The following is a 21252-nucleotide window of genomic DNA, read 5'->3' as shown; positions in this document are numbered from 1 at the left end:
GCCGGGGCCGACAGCCGAGGTTTCAGCATGCAAACGATGATCGATCTCCGCTCCGACACCGTGACCCGACCGACCGCGGCCATGCGCGCGGCCATGGCGGCGGCCGAGGTCGGCGACGACGTGTACCGCGAGGACCCGACCGTGCGCCGGCTCGAGGAGCGCGCCGCAGAGCTCACGGGCAAGGAGGCCGCGCTGTTCGTGCCGAGCGGGACGATGGGCAACCAGATCGCGCTCCTCTGCCACACGCAGCGCGGCGACGAGGTGATCGCGGGCGAGGGCGCGCACTGCGCCTTCTACGAGAGCGGCGCCGCGCCCGCGTGGAGCGGCGTGCAGTTCGTCTTCGCCGGGCGCGGCGGCCTGTTCACGGCGGCGGACGTGGAGGACGCGATCAAGCCGCCGCAGTACTACCTGCCGCGCACGCGCGTCGTCGCGATCGAGAACACGCACAACCGCGCGGGCGGCCGGGTCTTCCCCCAGGACGACGTGCTCGCGATCGCCGAGGTCGCGCGCGCGCACGGGCTCGCGCTCCACCTCGACGGCGCGCGCATCTGGAACGCGGCGGTCGCCTCCGGCCGGACCGTCGCCGAGCTGGCGGCGCCGTTCGACACGGTGAGCGTCTGCTTCTCGAAGGGGCTCGGCGCCCCGGTCGGCTCCGCGCTGTGCGGCGGCGCCGACGCGGTGCGCGCCGCGCTCCGCTTCCGGAAGATGCTCGGCGGCGGGATGCGGCAGGCCGGCGTGCTCGCGGCCGCCGCGCTGCACGCGCTCGCGCACCACCGCGGCCGCGTCGCCGAGGACCACGAGGCCGCGCGCGCCATCGCGCGGGCCCTGCGCGCGGTCGCGCACGCGGCGCCGCCCGGGCAGGCAGGCGCGCCGGCCGCGGCGATCGAGGAGCCCGAGACGAACATCGTCTACATCGACACGCCCGGCGCCCCGGCCGAGCGGCTCGTCGACGCCGCGCGGCGGCGCGGCGTGCTCGTGAGCGCGTCCGGCAGGAGCACCGTCCGCGCCGTGACCCACCTCGACGTCGCGCCCGAGCAGGTCGCGCCCGCGGCGAGCGCCCTCGCCGAGGCGCTCGCCGAGGTCCTCTCGCAGCCGCGCGGCCGCGCCGGCGCCGGCGCGCGCGCATGAGCCGCGCCGCGAACGCCTCCGCGGCGGCGCTCGCCCTCGCGATCGCCGCGCTGCTCGGCCCCGCGTGCGCGCCGGCGCGCGGCGACGCCTACCTCGCCGCGATGGCCGCGGGCGAGCGCGCCTACCACGCGGGGCGCTACCGCGAGGCGGCCCGCTCGTTCGACGGCGCCGCGGCGCGCGCCGCTCGCGTGAAGGACCGCGACGAGGCGCGGCTCCTGGAGGCGCGCTCCTTCGAGCGCGCGGAGGCCTGGAGCGAGGCGCGCGCGTCGTACGAGCGGCTGCTCGCCGACTCGCCGGACGGGCCGCGCTCCGAGCGCGCGGAGTTCGAGCTCGCCGATCTCGAGATCGAGCACGGGGACGCGGACGCGGGCCACGCGAAGCTGCTCGCGGCGACGCGGCGCCACCCGTCGCACGGGCTCGCGCGCAACGCCCTGAAGCGGCTCATCCGTCGCGAGGAGGAGCGCGCCGGCGCGGGCGGCGCGCTCGCGTGGCTACGGCAGCACGGCCCCGCGTTCCGCGGCACGGCGCTCGATCAGGACGTCGCCTACCACACCGCGCTCCTGCTCGATCGGAGCGGCGATCGCGAGGGCGCGCTGCGCGCGCTCGTCGCCGCCGCGCGCGCGCACCCGTACCCCGCGGGCAACCTGACGGACGACGCGCTCTTCCGCGCGGCGGAGCTCGCGGCCGCGCTCGGCCGCCCCGGGGAGGCGATCGGCTACCTGCGGGAGATGCTCGCGGCGCGCGAGTCCGCCGTCACCGGCAGCTACGACCGCGGGAAGTTCGACGACGCGCAGCTCGAGATCGCGCGCCTCTACCGCGACGCGCTCGGCGATCGCGCGGCCGCGCGCCGCGAGCTGCGCAAGCTCTACACGGACCACCCCGCGTCCATCCTTCGCGACGACGCGCTCTGGGCCGAGGCGAAGCTGTGGCGCGAGGACGGCCGGACCGAGGAGGCGTGCGCCACCGCGGCCCTGATCACCCGGGAGCTCCCCGACTCGCGCTACGCGCGCTGCGCGCGCGCCATCTGCCCGTCGCTCCCCGAGCCGGAAGCGAAGCGCCCGTGCGCCGATTACATCCTCCGCGAGCTCGACGGCGGGAAGGATCCCTGACGCCGGAGCGTCGCGCACGCGTCGCCATGGCGGCGCGTCGCCGCGGCGAGCCCGCCCGCGCTCAGTCGTCCTCGTCGTCCGCGGGCTCGAGCTCGGCGTCGTCGTCGTCGCCCTCCTCGTCGTCGTCGTCGCCGACGTCGTCGTCCTCGGCCTCGTCGAGCTCGTCGTCGTCCTCGCGCGGCTCGTACTTGAGGTCGATGCCGATGTCGCCGAGCTGCGTCTCGAGGAGCTCGAAGAGCTCGTCCACGTCGTCGCCCCCCCACTCGTCGAGCACGTCGGTCAAGAACTCAAAAAAATCACCGCTGTCCAGGCGACGCTCGATCTCTTCGACCTGCTCTTCCGAGAACGCCTCGAGGACGTCCTCGCGCAGCGCTTCGGTGTCGCCTTCCTCAACGGCATCCGCCGCAGAGAGGCGGATCTGCTTTACGGCACGCTTGTCGAGGTGAATCTCCATGAAGGTGGCTTCGTTTAGGCGACCCTCGCATCTGCCGTCAAGCGGCGTATGGGGTCGAGCTTCAAGAGATCGCTCGCCGCCCTTCGACGCCCCCCTCCTCACCCCTTCTTTTCCAAGGGCCTCCCCGACGGCGCCGAGGAGCCCCGGACGGCCGCGCCCGGCCCCGCCGCCCGCGCCGCGAAGGAGCGTTGCCCGCGGCGGATCTCTCGCGTATCTCAACCAACTCGTGCGTTTACGACCTCCGCCCGGCGCGCTCGCGGTCGCGGCCATCGCGGCCGGCGCCCTGCTGTCCTCGGCAGCGGCGGCCGCGCCGCCCGATGGTGAGGTCGAGGGCGCCCTCCCCTCCGCCGCGCCGGACGCCGCGCTGCCAGCGCCGGACGCGGAGGCCGTCTCTGCGCAGCCGCTGGCGCCGGTCAAGCCGCGCGTCGAGCTCGCCACCCGACCGCCGCCGCTGCACGTCGAGTACGCGCAGTATGGCGTTGCGCTCGCGGCGGAGATCAGCCTCGACGCCGGCGCCGCCTGCCCGCGGTCGGGCCCCCTGTACTCGTGCATCCTGGGCAGCGGCGGCGGGCTCGCGATCCGCAGCGGCTACCGCTCGCCGGGCCCCTGGTACTTCGGCGGGGCGTACCAGTTCACCAAGATGGACTCGAGCAACCTCTACCGGCTTGGAATCTTCCAGCAGCTCCGGGCCGAGATGAGGTACCTGCCGGACATCGGCTACCGAGCGGCCCCGTACTTTTCTGCCGGGATCGGCGGCGTCATCTACGGCAACGAGTGGGGCGCCGAGACGGGGGGCGCGCTCATCTTCGGCGGCGTCGGCGTCGAGCTGGAGGTGTCGCGCCGCGCGGTGCTCGGCGTGAGCTGCGTGTACCGGCCGGTGCTGCTCGCGGGCTGGAAGGACACGGCCAACTACGAGCGGGCCACCGCCATCGCGCAGTTCGTCGGGTTCGAGCTCCTGCTCGAGGTGCGGACCGAGCTCGGTCGGCGCTGAGCGGCTCCCCCGCCTGCTCGAGAGAACGCACCGGCTACTTGACTCGACCGTCGCTCCGCGGTCCCCTCGGCAGCGTGATCTGCGATGTGTGCGGTCGCGACAACGCTGGCGATCTGACGTTCTGTCAGGATTGCGGCCGGAGGCTCAAGGCTCGCGAGGCGCGCGTCGCCCCGCCGACGCCTCCGAGCGGCTTGCCGCAGGTGTCGCTCCCGGCCATGTCGGCGCCTGCGCAGACCGACGAGCCGCCGGCGAACGACGCCCGCGTGGCCGGCAGGGCGCCGGGCGCGCGCCACGCCCCGGGGCGGCTTCGCCCGGAGGCGCCGGTGTTCTCGTTCAGCCCGATCAGCTCGGCCAGGACGGAGCCCGCGATGCAGGCGGTGCACGGCCGCGCGGAGGCGACCGCCCGTCCTGCGCGCGACGGCTCGGCCACGGGCGCGCTGGGCAGCGCCATCCAGATGGCGCCGGCCCTGCAAGATCCGCGTGCCGTCGCGGACCGGGTCGGCGCGCCCGTGCCCCCCGCCACGCCGACGATCACCGACGCGCTGGTGGGGGTGCCCTGCGCGAGCTGCGACGCGGACAACCCGCCGGGCTACCGCTTCTGCGTGACGTGCGGCGCGCCGGTCCACAAGAAAGACGGCGCCGCCCCGGCGGGCCCCCCGCCGTCGACGGACCCGGCGCCCAGGAAGGCCAGGGGCAACGAGCCGGAAGCCGCGCTCTCCCCCGGCGCGCCGTACGTGGCGCACCCGCCCATCGAGCAGCTCGGGACGACCGCGCGAGGGCTCCAGGACACCGCGCCCCGCGCCGCGCCCCCTCCCGACGCCGCGCCGCGGTCCGCGCCGATCGAGCAGCCCGGGACGAGCGCGCGAGACCTCCAGGACACCGCGCCCCGGCCGGCGCCCTCGCCGGACGCCGCGCCGCCGCCCGCGCCGCGCGACGATCGCGCCGGCGCCGCGGATGCGCAGCGGCAAGGCGCCGGCGGCGCGCCGGCGGGCAAGCCGGCCCCTGCTCCGCTGCCGCCCGTCGCCTTGCCGCCCCCGCGGCTGCCCCCTGTTACGACCGGCGGGGGCCCCCCCGACAAGATCGTCGGCTCGCCGGTGGTCGACATCGCGTCGTCGCGCCAGGCGCCCGCCCCGCCCGTCGAGTGCGCGCGCTGCCATGGCCAGTGCCTGGCGGGCACGCGGTTCTGCAAGTACTGCGGGGCGCCGCTCGACGCCGAGCGGCCGACCTCCGAGCGCCCCGGGAGGGCCCTCGCCGACCGCCCGTCCGCGCCGTCGAGCGTCCCGGAAGCGGGGCGCGAGCCGCCGCGGCCCCCCCCGGGCGACGGCCCGTGGCCGGGCTCGACCGAGACGGGCAGCACGCCGCCGCCCTCGCCGATACCGCTCGCGCCGCTACGGGCGTCCTACTCGGTCCGGCCGCCCGCGTGGGTTCCCGCCGACACCCGGCCGACCCGGGCGCCCGAGGGCAAGCTCATCGTGATCGTCGAAGACGGGACCGAGGGGAAGAGCTTCCCGCTCTCGGGCCCGCAGATCGACATCGGCCGCAGCGAGGGGGACATCCTCCTCGAGGACGACCTGTACGTCTCGCCGCGGCACGCGCGGATCGTTCCGCAGGCCGGTTCCTGGGTTCTCCGTGACCTGGGCAGCGTCAACCGCATTTACCTGCGCATCAGGAAGACGCACCCCCTCCGAGATGGCGACTTGCTTCTCCTGGGGCTCGAGGTGTTACAGTTTCAGACCGTGAACGACGGGGAGCGAGGCCTCGGCCATGCGATCCAGCATGGAACGTTGCTGTTTGGCTCGCCCGCCATCCACCGGCGGGCGCGACTCTGCCAGCGGACGGTGGAGGGCGTGACGCGGGACGTGTACCACCTCTACCGGGATGAAACGGTGATCGGACGGGAGACGGGAGACATCGTGTTCACGGCCGATCCGTTCCTCTCGCGACGCCACGCAGCCATCCGGAGGAACCCGGCCACCGGCGAGTTCACGCTCACCGACCTGGAGTCGTCGAACGGGACCTACATCGCGATCCGCGAGGAAGTCAGCCTCGTGGATCGCGATTTCGTGCGCATCGGGCAGCACCTGTTCCGCGTGGATCTCGCCCGATGAGCGACCACACCGTCCGCGAAACGCGCGAAACGCCTACCGAGGCGCTGGAAGTCGACGGGCTCCCCGGCGCGGCGTCGGTCGGGGCCGACTCGAGCGGCAACGCGGGCAAGGCCCTTGGTGACTCCCCGCTCGGCGCCGCGTCGCTCGAGTCCGGCAAGGCGGGGTCCGTGGAAGCAGGCAAGCCCGTGAACTGGAAGCCGCCCCCGCCGCCAAAGATGCGTCCGGCCACGAGCGCCGCGCGCGAGCAGAAGGCTGGCATCGCTGTGAAATCCGTGAAGGCGCCCAGCGCCCAGGGCCCCGACAAGGTCGGGAGGAAGCTCCCTCCGCCGCCGCAGGTGCGGCTCACCGCGGGCGGGGTGCGCGGCGAGGACGCGGACGGGCTCGCGACGAGGTCGGACGACCTCGCGGACGCCGTGACGCCCGACGCGCCGGCCGCGTTCGCGCGCGGCGCCGGCGCGGCGACCGCGGCCTCGCACGACGACGGCGCGCTCGACGAGACGCCCGCCGCGGAGGCCGCCCGCAACGGCGGCTCGCCCGCGGCCGCGGGCGACGAGCCAGCGGAGGGCGCGCAGCGCCCCGAGGACATGGACAGCGAGGCTGCAGCGCCGGACGAACCGCGCCGCCCCGAGGTCGTGCTGCGGCTGTTCGGCCGCACCGACGTGGGCCAGGTCCGCGAGCACAACGAGGACAACTTCATCGTCGCGGACCTCACGAATGCGAGCCGCGGCCTGATGGAGATGGACCGCTACCAGGTCGTCGGCGAGCGGGGCGCGCTGCTCGGCGTGTGCGACGGCATGGGCGGCGCCGCGGCCGGCGAGGTCGCGAGCCAGCTCGCCGTCGACATCATCTACCAGCGGATGAGCGCCGGGGGCCCCCCGCAGGACCACGACGAGCTCGCGGCGCGGCTGGTGCAGGCGATCGAGGCCGCCGGGCTCAGGATCTTCAGCGAGGCGAAGCTCGATCGGACCCGGCGCGGGATGGGGACCACGTCGACCATCGCCGCGCTCATGGACGACCACCTGTTCCTCGGCCAGGTCGGCGACAGCCGCGCGTACATCCTGCGCGGCGATCGGCTCGTGCAGGTGACGCGCGACCAGTCGCTCGTGAACCAGCTCATCGAGGCCGGCCAGCTCACCGAGGAGGAGGCCGAGACGTTCGAGCACAACAACATCATCCTCCAGGCGCTCGGCACGGCGGACTCGGTGCAGGTCGATCTCACCTACGTGGAGCTCAAGCGGGGCGACACGCTGATGCTCTGCTCCGACGGGCTCTCCGGCATGGTGCGGAACGAGGAGATCCGCGAGGTGCTGCGGACCGTCGACGATCCGATCGAGGCCTGCAAGGTGCTGACGGATCGGGCCAACCAGGCCGGCGGCCACGACAACATCACCGTGGTGGTCGCGAAGTTCGACGGCGACGGGCTCGCCGCGGCGGAGCTCGAGGACATCGAGGAGCTCCGCTACCAGAAGTACCAGCTGCCCGAGCACCTCCTGGCCCAGAACGCCGCCGCGTCCGAGCCGGCGCGCAAGGTGAAGGAGCTCGACGAGAAGAAGATCTCGCAGCGCCCCCCCTCGCCGAAGTCGTGGATGAGCAGCGCGGACAGCGACATGGACGAGGACGGCGGCGAGTACGACCGCGCCATGTCGGCCCTGACGCCGGACGACGGCCTGGACGAGCGGAGCGCCCGCGCGCCCGTCCAGGGCGACGAGCCGATCATGATCCCGACCGACGGCGCGCCGCAGTGGCTCGTGATCTTGATGATCGTGAGCGCCGTCGCGTGCGTCACCATCGCCGGCTATTACCTGCTTCGCTAGGGCGCGCCCGGCGCACGCGCGCCTTCCATCGCCATGCCGCGCAGCAACGACAAGCGGGGTCCGCAGATCCCGGCCGTCGAGCAGGAAGGGGCGCCGCCGCGCCGCCCGGACGCGGACGGCCGCGTCGACGTCGAGACCGCGCAGCGCATCGTCAGGGATGCGGTGGTGCAGGCGATGCATCGCGAGGAGAAGGCGGTCGCGCTCGTGCGCGCCAAGGCGGACGAGGCGCGGCGCCGGGTGGCGCGCCACAACCTGCTCCTCGGGCTCGGCGTCGCCGCGGCGCTCGTGGCCGTGGCGGTGGCGGGCGTGGTCGCGTACCGGTCGCGCCGGGCGGCGGACGCGCTGGCGGCCGAGGTCGGCCTCGGGCGCGCGCCCGCGGCACGGCCGTCGGGCGCGATCCCCGAGCAGGTGCTCTCGGGCCGCGCCATCTTCGAACAGAACAGGAGCGCGCTCTACGTGATGGGCTACATGGTGGACAACCGCATCGGCGGTTGCTGCTCGGCGTTCGCCGTCGCGCCCGACCTGCTCGCCACGAACGCCCACTGCGTCCGCGACTGCCGCGCGCGCGGCGGCACCTCGATCGCCACGCAGAACGACTCCATGGGGAAGACGCGCTTCCGCATCGTCGCGATGTCGGCCCACCCGGCGTACAGGTCCGGCGAGGGCGGCGCCGGCTCGCCGGACGTCGCCCTGCTGCGCATCGACGGCAAGGCGCCGCGCACCGTGACGCTCGCGAACGAGGCCGAGCTGCGCGCCATCGGTCCGGGCGACGACGCGTACGTCATCGGCTTCCCCGGCCGCCTGATGGATCCGCTGAGCCCCTCGGCGACGTTCCTGGAGGGCCGCATCGGGCGGGTGACCGGCCTCGACGGCGAGGCGACGACGCCGGATCGCGCGGCGCTCATCCAGCACGACGCGGTGACGCGCGGGGGCAACAGCGGCAGCCCCATCTTCAACCAGTACGGGCACGTGATCGGCATCCACGCCGCGCACATCGACGACGAGGACGACGTCACGATCGACGGGCGCAAGACGAAGGTGACGCAGAGCTCACCGTTCCGGATCGGGATGCGCATCGATCTGCTCCAGGGGGTCCCCGCGCCGTGATGCTGCGCGTCGTGCACACGTTCGGGACCAACGCCGGGTCCGTGGCGCTCCATGACAGGCGCGTGGTGCGCTTCGGTCGCGCTCCGGACAACGACGTCGTGTTCGACCCGAACCACGATCGCGACGCGAGCAGCCACCACGCGGAGGCGCGCCTCGAGGCGGCGGGCTGGGTGCTCTACGATCTCGACAGCCGCAACGGGACCTACGCGGGCGGGCAGCGGATCAAGCGGCACCCGATCGTCTCGGGCGACGAGATCACGTTCGGCGCGAAGGGGCCGCGGGTGCGGCTCGAGCTGGTCGAGCGCCGCGCGCCGGGGCCTCCGCAGACGCACGCGGCGCCGGCGCACCCCGCGCCCGGCGCTGCCCATCCCGCGGCGTACCCGGCGTACCCGGCGTCCACCGGCTACCCCGCGCCCGCCGCGTACCCGGCGCCCGCCGCGTACCCGGCGCCCACCGGCTACCCCGCGCACGCCGCGCCTGCCGCGGGCTACCCGGCACACGGCCCCGCGCCCGCCGCTCACGCAGCGGGTTACCCCGCGCCCGCCGTCGCGCCCCCCGGGCACGTGCCGGCGGCGCCGCCGGCCGGCGCGCGGCGGGTCGGCGAGCGGACGATCGCGATGCTGATCTCCTCGGCCGTCTCGGCGGCCACGGGGCGCGCGAAGCCGCGCGGCACCGTCGAGATCAACGCCATGCTCCACAAGGAGGTGCACGCCGCGACCGCCGGCCAGCGTCGCACGACGTACATCCTCGCCCTGCTCCTCGTGGTCGCGCTCGCGAGCCTCGCCGCGCTCATCGTCTACAACCGCTCCTCCCACGACGAGATCGCCCAGCTCCGCGCCGAGCTCGCGCGCCTCCCGCCGGAGGACCCGCGGCGCAAGGAGATCGAGCGGCGCCTCGGGACGCTCCACCCGTCCAACGCCAACTTCGGGCGCAACCTCCACGACCGGTCCCGGAAGGGCATCTTCATGCTCGCGTCCGGGCGCGAGGGGTTCTGCACGGCGTTCGCGGTGCGGCCCTCGGTGCTCGCGACGAACGCGCACTGCATCTCCGCGGCGAAGCGCCGCGGCGGCTCGATCGTGGCGCTCGAGAACGAGGGCCGGGGCCAGGTAAGCTTCGCCGTGACCAGCATGCGGACGCACCCGCAGTACCGCGACAGCGCCGACCAGCTCACCCCGGACATCGGCGTCGTATCGATCACCGGGCGCGCCGCCGCCGTGCTGGAGCTCGCGACCCGGGAGGAGCTCGCCGCCGCCGGCGCCGGCGACGACGTCTACCTGATCGGCTTCCCGGAGCGCCTCACCGACGCCGCGAACCCCGTCGCCACCTTCCTCGCCGCCAACATCGGCCGGATCACCGGCGCGAACGGGCGGCCGGCGGCCTTCGCGGAGGCCTGGCTGATCCAGCACGACGCCCGCAGCACGAGCGGCGTGAACGGGAGCCCCATCTTCAACGGCCAGGGCAAGGTCATCGGCATCAACGCAGGCGGGTACCTCGAGGGCAACGACGAGACGATCTCTGGCCAGAAGACGGAGGTGGTGAAGGCCTCCCCCTACAAGTTCGGGATGCGCATCGACCTGCTCGACGCCATCCTGCGCTGACCCCGGGCGAGTCTAGAGATGCTCCGCCACGCGCTCCGCCGGCTCCTCTGGACGCTGCCCACCCTCGTCGGCGTCTCGCTGCTGACCTTCTTCGTCCTCTCGTTCGTCCCCGATCCCACGGACGACCCGCTGCTCGCGACCTCGCTCTCCAGCGCGGAGCTCGCGCGGCTCCGCCGCGAGCGCTTCCTCGACCTCCCGCGCTTCATCAACCTGGAGCCGCGCGACGTGCGCCTGCGCGCCCTCGAGGCCGCGCAGGCCATCGCGGCCGGCGGCGAGGGCGCGGGCGCCGCGGCCGACGAGCTGCGGCGCCTCGGCGGCGCCGCGCTTCCGCACATCCTGCCGCTCGACGCGCTCGCGCCCGAGCCGCGCACCCGCGTCGCGCTCGCGCTCGCGCCCGTCGCCGCGCGGATGGGCCTGCCGCGGGCCGAGGAGGCCGCCGACCCGGCGCACGCGGTCGCCTTCTGGACGCGCTTCTGGGACGACCGCGGCATCGAGTTCAGGAGCGCGTCGGTCCGGAGCGCGGTGCGGCGCCTCGTCCGCTACGGCTCCTCGTCGCGCGCCGCCGAGCTGCACGAGCTCGACACGTTCGCCCTGCAGCCGGTGATCGCCGCGCTCCAGCCGCCGCGCGACGCCGCGACGCTGGAGCAGGCGCGCGCCCTCGTCGACGTCGCGGCCCACATCGCCGAGATCGACGACCGCATCGCCCCGGGCGAGGACCTCGCGGAGGCGCGCGCGTGCGTCACGCGGTGGAAGTCCTTCTGGAACGTGTACCGCAGCGATTTCGAGGTGTTCACGGGCCCGACGCGGCTCGCCGCCACGGTGCTCGAGACCCGCTACGGCAAGTGGGCGCTCGGCGCGGTCACCCACCGCCTCGGCGTCGCGGCGACCGGCGAGCCGGTGCTCGACGAGCTCGCGCGGCGCGCGCCGGTCACGCTGACGCTCGTCTTCGGCGCGATCGCGCTCGCCTACGCGGTGGCCGTCCCGCTCGGCGCGCTGAGCGCCGCCTCGCGGGGCCGGCGGAGCGACAGCGCGATCGCGGCCGCCGTGCTCACGCTCGCCGTCCTGCCGACCGCCGTCGTCGCCGTGGCCGCCGCGCTCCTCTCGGGCGGCGCGCGGTCGCTGCTCCTGCCGACGTGCCTCATCGCGCTGTCGCTCATCGCGGCGCCCACGCGGCAGCAGCGCGCCGCGCTCGTCGCGGTCCTCACGCAGGACTTCATCCGGGCGGCGCGGGCGCGCGGCGCCGGCGCGGCGCGCGTCATCGCCGTCCACGGGCTGCGCAACGCCGTGCTCCCCGTCGTGACGCTCGCCGTCCTGGAGCCGCCGATGGCGCTCGGCGGCGCGTTCGTCGTCGAGCGCGTCTTCGAGCTGCACGGGCTCGGCGAGCTCACCCTGCTCGCCGTGCAGGCGCGCGACGTGAGCTGGCTCATGGCGATCTCGATCGGCGCGGCGGGCATCGCCGCGCTCGGCGTGATCGCGACCGATCTCGCCTACGTGCTCGTCGACCCGCGGCTCGGCCCGGCGGTGCTCTCCCGGAGGGGCGAGGCGTGACGCACGCAGCGGCGTTCCTCCGCCGGATGGTCGGCAGCAAGCGCGTCGCCGCCGGCACCGTCCTGCTCGGCGTGCTCGCGCTGCTCGCGATCTTCGCCGAGCTGCTCGCCGCGCCCGCGCCGATCGCCCGCTTCGGGCCGGACGGCGCCGAGATCCTCCCGGCCATCACCGAGGCCGGGACGCTCGAGTCGCTCACCGAGACCGAGCTCAGGGCGCGCTTCGACGGGGGCTTCGTGATCTGGCCGCCGATCCGCTACGGCCCGGAGCAGCGCACCGACGCCGGTCCGAACGCGTCGCCCTCGGCCGACCACCCGCTCGGCACCGATTTCGAGAGCCGCGATCTCGCCGCGCGGCTGATCTACGGAGCGCGCACCGCGCTCGGCCTGTCGCTGAGCGCGGTGCTCGTGGGCATGTTCCTCGGCGTCGTGCTCGGCGGGCTCGCCGGCACGCTGCGCGGCTTCTGGAACGACGGCCTCGTCCGCCTCGTCGAGACGGTCGACACCTTCCCGGCGATCCTCGTCGTGGCCATCGTGCGCGCGATCGAGCGCGAGCCGTCCGCGCTGTCGCTGGTGCTCGCGGTCGCCTTCGTCCGCTGGGCGGAGATCGCGCGCCTCGTGCGCGCCGAGGTGCTGCGCGCGTCGAGCGAGGAGTACGTGATGGCCGCGCGCGCGCTCGGCAGCACCCGGCTGCGCGTCTTCTACCGCCACATCCTCCCGAACGCGCTCGGCCCGACGATCGTGAGCTCGGTCCTCGGCGTGGCGTCCGTGGTGCTGCTCGAGGCGGCGATCTCGTTCCTCGGGATGGGCGCGCCCACCCGCGTGGCCTCGTGGGGCGAGACGCTGGGCCAGGCGGCGCGGCACCCGAGCGAGATCCGGCTGCTCGTGTTCCCCGGCCTCCTCCTCCTGGCGACGGTCGGCGGCTCGTACCTCATCGCCGACGCGCTGCGCGACGCCGTCGACGCGCGCACCGTGCGCGCGCGGACGCCGCGCTGAGGGAGCGCGGGCGAGGCGTCCGCCGCCCGGCCGCGGCCGGCGCGGCCTTCGTCGCCCCCGGCGGCCCGAGGTTGTCCCGGGAGCGCCCCGGAAATCCGCCGAAACAGCCCTCGTCCCCGCGATCTGGGCGGCGGGGGCCTCGCGCCACTCGATCTCGATGGGAAGGCCCGCTATGAATTCGGCCGCCATGGCTGTTCCCGAGATCAGCGAGCAGGAGTTCGAGCGCGAGGTGCTCCGCAGCGAGTTGCCTGTGCTCATCGATTTCACCGCCGCCTGGTGCGGGCCGTGCAAAACGGTCGCGCCCGAGGTCGAGGCCATCGCGCGCGAGCTCGAGGGCAAGGCCAAGGTGGTCAAGGTCGACATCGATCGGTCGAAGCGCATCGCCACCACGCTGCGCATCCAGGCCGTCCCGACGTTCATGGTCTTCCACCGGGGCCGCCCGGTGGCCGCGGAGCAGGGCGTCCTCAACCGCAAGCAGTTCCGCGAGATGCTCGAGCCGTTCCTCCCGCGCGCCGAGGGCGCCATCCGGGCGGCCGAGCTGGCGCAGCTCGTCAACGAGGGCCAGGTGGTCGCCGTCGACACGCGCGAGGCCAACGCGTACGGCCGCGCTCACATCCCCGGCGCGGTGCACCTCCCGCTCGAGGAGATCGAGGGGCGGCTCGCCGAGCTCCACATGCTCCCGGGCGCGCCGGTCCTCTACTGTCGCTCCGGCGACAGGTCGAAGGAGATGGCCTCGAAGCTCGCGGAGGAGGGCGTCCCCGTCGCGTTCCTCGAGGGCGGCTTCCTCGCGTGGGAGGCCGAAGCGCTGCCGATCGAGCGCCCGGACTGAGCCTCGGGCGCGCTCGATGCCGTGCGGCGCCGCGAGGCGGGCGCCGCGCGTGAAACGCGGCGCCGCCATGCGGGCGGCGCGCGCCGCGCTCTGACACGAGCGGCGCGCGCGCCTGGCGTCACCCCTTGGCGGCCGCGAGCGCCGCCGAGACGACCTCGCGCACGGGCACGCCGTGCGTCCTCGCCGCCGCGGCGCAGTCGTCGAACTCCGGCTTGATCTGCGGCGGCCCGAACGGCCCCTCGCTGATCTTCACCCGGATGGCGCCGTAGGCCGTCTTCACCGTCGTCATCCGCCGCGGCCGCTCGGTGCGCGCGACAGGGATCTTCCGGAGCCCGATGCTCGTCGTCTCGCGGAGCAGCGCCGTCGCGACCGCGTCGGCCTGGGGCGCCGCCGCGAGCGCCGCGATCGTCAGCGCGGGGCGGCCCTTCTTCATCGTGATCGGCGCCGCCCACGCGTCGAGCGCGCCTGCCGCGAGCAGCGCCTCGATCGCGTGCCCTGCCACCTCGCCCGTGAGGTCGTCGACGTTCGCCTCCACGATCACGTGCGACGCGCTGCCGAGGCTCTCCTCCCCGCCGGAGCGCGTCCCGAGCACGACCCGCAGCAGGTTGGGGCGGTCGGGCAGCTCCCGCGTGCCGGCGCCGAAGCCGATCCGGTCGGGCGCGAACGTCGGCCAGCGCTCGAACCGGCTCGCCAGCGTGGCGATGATCGCCGCGCCCGTGGGCGTGACCAGCTCGGCGTCGATCTCGACGCCGTAGGTCGGGACGCCGCGCAGGCACGCGACCGCGGCGGGCGGCGGCAGCGGGAGGATCCCGTGCCGCGCCTTCACGAACCCGCGCCCCATGGGCAGCGGCGAGCCGACGACCTCCGCCCCGATGTGCACGATGGCCGCGGCGGTGCCCACGATGTCGACGATCGCGTCGACGGCGCCGACCTCGTGGAAGTGCACGTCTTCCAGGCGGATCCGGTGCACGGCGGCCTCCGCCTCGCCGAGGCGCCGGAAGATCCGGCGCGCCAGCGCGGCGACGGGCGGGTCGAGCGGCGCCGCGGCGAGCATGGCGTCGATCGATCCGTAGGTGCGCTCCGGCTGGGGCGCCTCGACGTGGACGTCGAACGACGTCGCCACGATGCCGCTCCGATGCGCGTGCCCGCGGTGGAGGTGGAAGCCGTCGAGGGGCAGCGCGGCGACGGCGCGCTCGATGACGAGGAGGGGCACCCCGAGATCGAGCAGCGCGGCGATCGTCATGTCGCCCGCGATGCCGCTGAACGCATCGAAGAACAGGACCATCCCGGCGCCCGCGCCCTCCTCGAGGAGCGGCGCGCGCGGGTGGTCGTGCCCCTGCGGGTGGTCGTGCCCCTGCCCATGGGAATGGCCGTGCGCGTGGTCGTGCCCGTGGGAATGGCCGTGCGCGTGGTCGTGCCCATGGGAGTGACCATGCGCGTGGTCGTGCCCGTGCGCTTGCGCATGGTCATGCCCATGCGCGTGGTCGTGCCCGTGCGCGTCATGGTCGTGCCCGTGCGCATGCTCGTGATCGTGATCGTGTCCCATGTCTCGCCTGCTCCGTTCAACGGGCGTCGACCCGTCGCGGCGCTCCCGCGGTCGCGCTCGTCCTGCGCTCACGCCTTCGGCAGCATGCGATGGACCACCATCGCCGCGCCGAAGCCGCTGTCGATGTTGACCACGGCGATGCCGGAGGCGCACGACGTGAGCATCGAGAAGAGCGCGGTGAAGCCGCCCAGCGCCGCGCCGTAGCCGACCGCGGTCGGGACCGCCACGACCGGCGCCGCCACGAGCCCGCCGACCACGCTCGGCAGCGCGCCCTCCATGCCCGCGACCACGATCACGGCGGACGCCTGGCGCAGCTCCTCGACGCGATGGAGGAAGCGGTGCAGCCCCGCGACCCCCACGTCGTACATCCGCTTCGATTCGAGCCCAACGGCCCGCAGCGTCTCGATCGCCTCCTCGGCGACCGGGAGATCGCTCGTGCCCGCCGTCACGACGGCGACCGGCCCCGCGGCGCGCTTCGGCGTCGGCGCGACCTCGACGCTCCCGGTCCGCGCGAGGGGAACATAGCGAAACGCGGGCAAGAGCGACGCGACCGCCGCGCCCTTCGCGGCGTCGACCCGGGTCACGAGCACGTTCTGCCCGGCCCCCGAGATCTCCTGGGCGATCAGGGCGATCTGCTCGGGCGTCTTCCCTTCACCGAAGATCACCTCGGGCACGCCCTGCCGGAGCGCGCGGTGGTGATCGACGGTCGCGACGCCCAGGTCCCGGAAAGGCAGCCCCCGGAGCGCCTCGAGCGCCTCCTCGATGGCGGTCTCTCCGTTACGGACGCGCTCCAGCAGCTCTCGGACGAGGCGCGGCTCCATGTGCGCAGCCGCTTAGCGCGGCAGCGACCCCACCGCAAACCTTCCGCCTCGCCCGCCGCCACCGCTGTGGCCGCCAAGGCGGGGCCTCGGCGCGCTTCCGGCGCCCCCCGCGCGCGCCTCCCGACGCGCGTCCCCCCGGCGCGCCCTCGCCGATGCTCCTCCCTCGCCGGCAAGATCGCGCGCGCCGCGCAAACCGGTCCAGGCTCTTTGCGCAGGAGGGGGCGGCGGGGCTACTTTCCGCGCCGCGTGCCCGCCTTCGTCGCTCCCCTCGTCGGCTTTGCCCTCGGCGCGCTGCTCGCCTGGTTCAGCGCCGCAGCCCCTCACCGCCCTGGCGCGCTGCGCGCGACGGAGCCCCGGCTCTCGCCGGGCCCGCGCGATCGGCCGCTCGCCCTCGTCTCGCTGTTCGCCGTCCTCGTCTTCGCGCCGGTCTGCGCCTACTTCCTCGTGTTCGCGCCCGACTGGAGCTTCGCGTACCTCGTCGACACCCGCCGGATCCCGTCCGCGGTCGACCTCCTGCTGCTCCTGCTCGACGCCGCGTCCGTGCCCGCCGGGTTCGCCGCCGCGCACCGCTTCGCCTCGAGCGCCGGCGGCAGGCCCACCGCGCAGGGCGCCGTGCGCGCGCTGGCCGTGTTCGGCGGCGCGCCGATCGCGATCGCGCTCGTCGCGGTCCTCGCCCTCTCGCGGCGCCTCGCGCTCGACGGCACCTACCGGCAGGTCGAGGGCGACTTCGGCGTCCACCCGGTCGCCGGCGGTCCGCTCGGCTACGCGCTCCTCTGGATGTACACCATGCTCGCCGCCGGCTTCGCGGTCACCGTGAGCGCCCTCCTCCGGCGCGATCCGCCGGGCAGCGCGGGCAAGGCCGAGCCCCCCGGCGCCCCGCGCCCCCGCGCCGTCCCGAGCGAGCCGGCGCGGGGGGTCGATCCGCCCCGGCCCGCCTCGACGCGCCCCGAGCGCCGGCTCGGCCTCGGCAAGGGCGGGCGCTCCAACCGACCGGGCTGAGACGCGTCCGGTCGGGCGCCGCGGCTCTCCCGCCGCGTTGACGGAGCCACCGCGCTCCACCACCCTGTCGCCCCATGTCCGAACGAGCCCGCGTGGATCAGCAGATCGAAGAACTGATGGAGCTGGCCGACCAGGTCGTGACGCGCGCCAGGAAGGGAGGCGCCGACGTCGCGGAGGCGATCGCTCGCTCCGGGTCCGAGCTCTCCACGAAGGTGCGGCTCGGCGAGCCCGAGCTCGTCGAGGAGGCCGTCCACAAGAGCCTCGGCATGCGGATCATCAAGAAGCAGCGCGTCGCGCTGACCTCGACGTCCGACCTCACGCCGCGCGGCATCGACCGGTTCGTGGCGGACGCGCTCGAGCTCGCCGACATCTCCCAGGAGGACGAGTTCGCCGGCCCCGCCGATCCCGAGCTCATCTCCAGCGGCCCCTTCCCCGCGCTCGAGCTCTACGATCCGTCCGGCGGCTCGGTCACGGCCGCGCAGGCCATCGACATCGCGCGCCGCGGCGAGCAGGCCGCGCGCGACGCCGATCCTCGCATCACGAACAGCGACGGCGCGACGTTCTCTCGGACCGCGAGCGCCTTCGCCCTGGTCCTGTCCGGCGGCTTCCGCGGCGGCTACGCGGGCTCGTACGCGTCGCTCGTGGTCTCCCCGGTCGCCGACGACAGCGGCGGCAAGAAGCGCCGCGGCTTCCACTTCAGCGCCCGGCGCCACCTCGCCGATCTCGACGCCCCGGACGCCGTCGGCCGCGAGGCAACCCGCCGGACGCTGCGCAAGCTCGGCGCCCGCAAGGTGCCCACCTGCGAGGCGCCTGTCGTGTTCGACCCGGACGCTGCGCGCTCGATGCTGGGGCTGCTCGGCTCCTGTCTCATGGGCAGCTCGATCTGGCGCAAGTCGAGCTACCTCGTCGGCCGCGAGGGGACGCGCGTCGCCAGCGAGCTCATCACGGTGGTCGACGACCCGCTGATCGCGCGCGCGCCCGGCTCGCGCCCTTTCGACGGCGAGGGCCTCCTGGCCCGGCGCAACGTCGTGGTCGAGCAGGGCATCCTGAAGACCTACCTCTGCGATAGCTACAGCGGCCGGAAGCTCAAGCGCGCGTCGACCGGCAGCGCGGCGCGTGGCGCGGGCGGCGGCGTGGGCCCGTCGACGTCGAACTTCATCCTGCAACCCACCGCCACGCCGGCGGAGGAGATCGTCCGCTCCACGCCGCGCGGGCTGTACGTCACCGAGATGATGGGCTTCGGCTTCAACGCCGTGACCGGCGACTTCTCCCGGGGCGCGTCCGGCTTCTGGATCGAGAACGGCCAGCTCACTCACCCCGTGAGCGAGGTCACGATCTCCCTGAACCTCGACGAGCTCCTCCAGCGGATCGACGCCGTCGGCGACGACCTGGATCTCCGGACGGCAACGGCGTCGCCGACCTTCCGCGTCTCCGCCATGACCATCGCTGGAAGCTGAGCTGCTTCGGTCCGAGGAGCCTGCGGTCCTCGGACTCGTACCTTTCCATATATCGGAGGGATGGGCTGGCTGCGGGGGAACGAGCTCAGCAGCGTGGCTGCGAGCGACCTGTCAACCGGCCCCAGGTTGCGCTGCGGGAGGGGGGGACTCCGTCCGCAGCGGGTCGCTCGGCAGTGCTGCGGCTCGTGGCGGATCGCCCCGCAGCCGCCCGCGGCCGTCCTCGCCGGGCCTGTCTGCCGGGCGTGGACGGCCGGGGCCCTCGCTCAGCGCGAGGACCCGCCAGCGGCCAGGCTGCGCGGCGGCTCTTCCGAGCCCGCGCCGGCTGCCGCCTGGAGGGGCGCCCCTGCCTGCGCGGCCGCTTCAGGCATCAGGAACGCCTTGAGCTGCTGCGCGTCGTTGCGCCCGATCCGGCCCACGAAGGTGGGCAGGCTGATGGGCTCGTCCGACAGCGCGACGAACGTCCCCTGCGAGTTCGCTCGGTGGAGCGCCTCGAAGAGGGAGGTGACGTCCACGTCGCTGGACACCGCCCGCACGTCGACGATGTACACGTCCGCGGGGTCCGCCCCCGCGTAGATCAGCGCGTCGTACGGGTGGCTGGCGTGCCGGATGGGCACGCCTTCCCCGAGGGAACGCGCCGCGTGGGTCATCGTGTCCTTGGTGCCGATGACCATCATCGACTTGGAGGTCGCCTTCGCGAGCTCCCGGGGCACCGAATAGCCCCATGCGCGGAGGAACTCGGCCACATCCGCCGCCTTGAAGCGCAAGTGTCTCCCCGGCGTACGGAAATGGGCAATCCTCCCCCGATCTACCCAGTTATGGATTGTCTTCAAGTCGACCTCGCACAAGGCTGCGAGGTCCGATGCCGTCAACAGCTTTTCACGAACACCAGCCATCGCCGAACTCCACGCGAAAGGCACCTGCCGCACAGCTCGCGTTCACAGCGCGGCAGCGTCTCCTCAGGTGGCGGCCCCCCCCACCCGTCTGTCTACTCGATTGAAACCTAGCTCTCACGGACGGGTCCGTCACCCGCTTTGCTCGAATTTTCTCGGCCCCTTGGAGAGAACGCCCCGCGCGGAGGCAGACTCCCCCGTCTTCAGGGGATCTCCTGGTTCATTATGTTCACGCGACCGGGTGTCGGCCACCCGGTCACGAACGAGCCGGCCGAACCATCGGGGGCGCGCGGCCCCACACGAGCCAGGCTCATCCCCGCTTTCGGCTCCGGCAAAGCGGGCGACCTGGACATCACTGCACCTCCTCCATCCTTCAATTTGAGCGGTTCTCCCGAGTTCGACAGCCCATGGTTGCCAAGTTTTGGAACACGGAGCAGCAGCGTATCGGGAGGAGCCGGAGGATCGAGCTCATCTTCAGCGACATAGCCCTCGTTGACGACCAGCGCGTACGTGCCGGGGCTCAGGGAGATGGAGGGCAATTCGGTCTCTCCGCCCACATCTGCGAGCACATACCCTGTGAGGTCGGCTGGGACATCTCCGTCGTTGTAGAGCTCGACCCACTCCTGAGACGGCTCAGCTCCTACAGGATTCGCCAGCACCTCATTGATAACCACGTGGGGCATGGGCGCACGCGTCATGGCTGAGAACGTCCGTCTCTCCACGTGCCCGGCATTGTCGATGGTGGCCACGGCGAGCTGGATGGCCGTGAGAGGCGGCAAGGGGGCGAGGACGAACAGCTCGCCCGGCGGCGCCGCGCGGACTTCATCGAGCCCCTCGCCCGCGACCGCCCAGAGCAGCGGCGCGTCCGCCGAACGGACGCGAATCTGATCGTCGGCGACGTGAGCGCAGCCGGGTCCCATGGGGACCTCGTCCAGCGCGCAGGCGATCGCTGCGGCAGGGAAAGGCTCCGATTCCATCGCAAACGGACGCGGGTCGAGGCTCACGGCTCCTGGCTCATCGGCGAAAGCGATGGGTGGGCCAACGAGGCGCAGCTCGTCCGTCTGGTTGGTCGCCGCGGGCGCCGGCTCCCCTTCGAAGCGCACGCAGCGCGCGCCGATGTCGTCGACGGCCCCGCGGCGCAGCTCGCCCGCCGGTCCGCCGGGGGCCAGCGCCGCTGCGGCGGCCATCTCGGGGAGGGGTGAATCGCCGCACCACACGCCGAAGGTGAGGCTCGCGCCGGCGTCGGGCGGCGGCCACAGCCGTGGGAGCACGGGGGGCGAGCCCTCGGTGGCGACCTGGATGTGGTGCGAGAAGGCGGGGCTGCCGCTGGCCACGGCGTACGTCTCTCCGGGCGCGAGCGGCGCGAGCGGGGCCACGGTGAGCCAGAGATCTCCCGCGGGCGCCTCGTTCAGCCAGGCGATCGACGGGACCACGCGCTCCGCGAGCGCGTTCGACAGATCGCCTTGCTCTATCTGCCGCAGGTGCGCGGCGCCGATCTTCCCCCGGAGGATCAGCGCCCGACCGGGATCGACGCTCCCGGCGGCGGCGGCCGGGAGGCGCACCCGCAGCCGCAGCACCGGGGGCGCGGCATCCAGCGGCGCAGCGGGCTCGATCTGGAGCTCGGGGATCATGTCCGCGTCGCCGGCGGTCGCGGTGACCTCGTCGTCATCGAGGCGAGGGGGAGCCGCGAGCTCCGGCGCGCAGGACAGGGGGGAGGCCACGAGCGGCGCGAGCGCGAGCGGCAGGACGTGGGCAGCGCGCGTCGCGCGCGAGGGGCGAGTCAGGGGACGATGGGTCATGACGCGGAGTTCGGCGGGAGCTCGCCGCCGGTTGCCTCGACGTCGCTTTTTTTTCGGAGGCC

Annotated in this window: 17 protein-coding genes; 12 read left to right on the top strand and 5 right to left on the bottom strand. The window is 74.2% G+C overall.

Annotated features, from left to right (window positions below; translation table 11 throughout):
• Positions 1-27: 27 nt before the first annotated feature.
• Together ltaE and WME76_RS06305 are read left to right on the top strand one after the other, a co-directional pair.
• Positions 28-1128, top strand: coding sequence for a low-specificity L-threonine aldolase (gene ltaE / locus WME76_RS06310; RefSeq protein WP_437959286.1), 1101 nt, complete (start codon positions 28-30; stop codon positions 1126-1128).
• The gene (locus WME76_RS06305; protein ID WP_437959285.1) at positions 1125-2237 is read left to right on the top strand and encodes a tetratricopeptide repeat protein; all 1113 of its coding nucleotides are present in this window, start codon (positions 1125-1127) and stop codon (positions 2235-2237) included. The genes ltaE and WME76_RS06305 overlap by 4 nt, the downstream gene beginning before the upstream one ends.
• Before the next feature lie 61 nt (positions 2238-2298).
• Here the strand turns inward: WME76_RS06305 and WME76_RS06300 are convergent, their stop codons facing one another.
• Positions 2299-2910: a hypothetical protein gene (locus tag WME76_RS06300; RefSeq protein ID WP_437959284.1), complete on the bottom strand. Its 612-nt coding sequence runs from the start codon at positions 2908-2910 to the stop codon at positions 2299-2301.
• Between the two features lie 7 nt (positions 2911-2917).
• Here WME76_RS06300 and WME76_RS06295 point away from each other — a divergent pair, with 7 nt between their 5' ends.
• The 8 genes from WME76_RS06295 to trxA all read left to right on the top strand — a co-directional run bounded on the left by WME76_RS06295 (position 2918) and on the right by trxA (position 13678).
• Positions 2918-3682, top strand: a complete 765-nt coding sequence (locus tag WME76_RS06295) for a hypothetical protein (protein ID WP_437959283.1) — start codon at positions 2918-2920, stop codon at positions 3680-3682.
• Between the two features lie 215 nt (positions 3683-3897).
• On the top strand, positions 3898-5790 hold the full coding sequence (locus WME76_RS06290) for an FHA domain-containing protein (protein ID WP_437959282.1): 1893 nt from the start codon (positions 3898-3900) through the stop codon (positions 5788-5790).
• Positions 5787-7604 carry a Stp1/IreP family PP2C-type Ser/Thr phosphatase gene (locus WME76_RS06285; protein ID WP_437959281.1) on the top strand — a complete coding sequence of 606 codons (1818 nt, stop codon included), beginning with the start codon at positions 5787-5789 and terminating at the stop codon, positions 7602-7604. The genes WME76_RS06290 and WME76_RS06285 overlap by 4 nt, the downstream gene beginning before the upstream one ends.
• Positions 7605-7637: 33 nt before the next feature.
• Entirely contained in the window at positions 7638-8711 is a 1074-nt protein-coding gene (locus tag WME76_RS06280; RefSeq protein WP_437959280.1) for a S1 family peptidase, read from the top strand.
• The gene (locus WME76_RS06275) at positions 8711-10309 is read left to right on the top strand and encodes an FHA domain-containing protein (protein ID WP_437962081.1); all 1599 of its coding nucleotides are present in this window, start codon (positions 8711-8713) and stop codon (positions 10307-10309) included. The genes WME76_RS06280 and WME76_RS06275 overlap by 1 nt, the downstream gene beginning before the upstream one ends.
• Before the next feature lie 18 nt (positions 10310-10327).
• The gene (locus WME76_RS06270; protein ID WP_437959279.1) at positions 10328-11857 is read left to right on the top strand and encodes an ABC transporter permease; all 1530 of its coding nucleotides are present in this window, start codon (positions 10328-10330) and stop codon (positions 11855-11857) included.
• Positions 11854-12849: an ABC transporter permease gene (locus WME76_RS06265; protein WP_437289957.1), complete on the top strand. Its 996-nt coding sequence runs from the start codon at positions 11854-11856 to the stop codon at positions 12847-12849. Before WME76_RS06270 ends, WME76_RS06265 begins: the two co-directional genes overlap by 4 nt.
• Positions 12850-13036: 187 nt before the next feature.
• Entirely contained in the window at positions 13037-13678 is a 642-nt protein-coding gene (trxA, locus tag WME76_RS06260) for a thioredoxin (RefSeq protein WP_437959278.1), read from the top strand.
• A gap of 118 nt (positions 13679-13796) precedes the next feature.
• Here trxA and larC read toward each other — a convergent pair whose 3' ends face one another.
• Entirely contained in the window at positions 13797-15224 is a 1428-nt protein-coding gene (gene larC / locus WME76_RS06255) for a nickel pincer cofactor biosynthesis protein LarC (protein ID WP_437959277.1), read from the bottom strand.
• Between the two features lie 68 nt (positions 15225-15292).
• The gene (gene larB / locus WME76_RS06250; RefSeq protein WP_437959276.1) at positions 15293-16045 is read right to left on the bottom strand and encodes a nickel pincer cofactor biosynthesis protein LarB; all 753 of its coding nucleotides are present in this window, start codon (positions 16043-16045) and stop codon (positions 15293-15295) included.
• 246 nt (positions 16046-16291) lie between these two features.
• On the opposite strand from larB, the gene WME76_RS06245 reads away from it, so the two are divergent.
• Together WME76_RS06245 and WME76_RS06240 are read left to right on the top strand one after the other, a co-directional pair.
• Positions 16292-17044 carry a hypothetical protein gene (locus tag WME76_RS06245; RefSeq protein WP_437959275.1) on the top strand — a complete coding sequence of 251 codons (753 nt, stop codon included), beginning with the start codon at positions 16292-16294 and terminating at the stop codon, positions 17042-17044.
• Positions 17045-17136: 92 nt separating this feature from the next.
• Positions 17137-18501 carry a TldD/PmbA family protein gene (locus WME76_RS06240; RefSeq protein ID WP_437959274.1) on the top strand — a complete coding sequence of 455 codons (1365 nt, stop codon included), beginning with the start codon at positions 17137-17139 and terminating at the stop codon, positions 18499-18501.
• A gap of 263 nt (positions 18502-18764) precedes the next feature.
• On the opposite strand, the gene WME76_RS06235 is transcribed toward WME76_RS06240, so the two are convergent.
• Together WME76_RS06235 and WME76_RS06230 are read right to left on the bottom strand one after the other, a co-directional pair.
• Positions 18765-19394 carry a helix-turn-helix domain-containing protein gene (locus WME76_RS06235; protein ID WP_437289952.1) on the bottom strand — a complete coding sequence of 210 codons (630 nt, stop codon included), beginning with the start codon at positions 19392-19394 and terminating at the stop codon, positions 18765-18767.
• A 200-nt stretch (positions 19395-19594) separates the two neighbouring features.
• Positions 19595-21190, bottom strand: a complete 1596-nt coding sequence (locus WME76_RS06230) for a lamin tail domain-containing protein (RefSeq protein ID WP_437959273.1) — start codon at positions 21188-21190, stop codon at positions 19595-19597.
• Between the last annotated feature and the right edge of the window lie 62 nt (positions 21191-21252).

This window comes from Sorangium sp. So ce119 (genome assembly GCF_051524405.1).
GTDB lineage: Bacteria > Myxococcota_A > Polyangia > Polyangiales > Polyangiaceae > Sorangium > Sorangium cellulosum_G.
This window is presented reverse-complemented; position numbering and strand designations above follow the sequence as displayed.

What these genes read in the sequence shown, in the direction of transcription:
- ltaE (WP_437959286.1), top strand. Translation starts at nt 28, where the DNA reads ATGCAAACGATGATCGATCTCCGCTCCGACACCGTGACCCGACCGACC.
- WME76_RS06305 (WP_437959285.1), top strand. Translation starts at nt 1,125, where the DNA reads ATGAGCCGCGCCGCGAACGCCTCCGCGGCGGCGCTCGCCCTCGCGATC.
- WME76_RS06290 (WP_437959282.1), top strand. Translation starts at nt 3,898, where the DNA reads ATGTCGGCGCCTGCGCAGACCGACGAGCCGCCGGCGAACGACGCCCGC.
- WME76_RS06285 (WP_437959281.1), top strand. Translation starts at nt 5,787, where the DNA reads ATGAGCGACCACACCGTCCGCGAAACGCGCGAAACGCCTACCGAGGCG.
- WME76_RS06280 (WP_437959280.1), top strand. Translation starts at nt 7,638, where the DNA reads ATGCCGCGCAGCAACGACAAGCGGGGTCCGCAGATCCCGGCCGTCGAG.
- WME76_RS06275 (WP_437962081.1), top strand. Translation starts at nt 8,711, where the DNA reads ATGCTGCGCGTCGTGCACACGTTCGGGACCAACGCCGGGTCCGTGGCG.
- WME76_RS06270 (WP_437959279.1), top strand. Translation starts at nt 10,328, where the DNA reads ATGCTCCGCCACGCGCTCCGCCGGCTCCTCTGGACGCTGCCCACCCTC.
- trxA (WP_437959278.1), top strand. Translation starts at nt 13,037, where the DNA reads ATGGCTGTTCCCGAGATCAGCGAGCAGGAGTTCGAGCGCGAGGTGCTC.
- larC (WP_437959277.1), bottom strand. Translation starts at nt 15,224, where the DNA reads ATGGGACACGATCACGATCACGAGCATGCGCACGGGCACGACCATGAC.
- larB (WP_437959276.1), bottom strand. Translation starts at nt 16,045, where the DNA reads ATGGAGCCGCGCCTCGTCCGAGAGCTGCTGGAGCGCGTCCGTAACGGA.
- WME76_RS06235 (WP_437289952.1), bottom strand. Translation starts at nt 19,394, where the DNA reads ATGGCTGGTGTTCGTGAAAAGCTGTTGACGGCATCGGACCTCGCAGCC.
- WME76_RS06230 (WP_437959273.1), bottom strand. Translation starts at nt 21,190, where the DNA reads ATGACCCATCGTCCCCTGACTCGCCCCTCGCGCGCGACGCGCGCTGCC.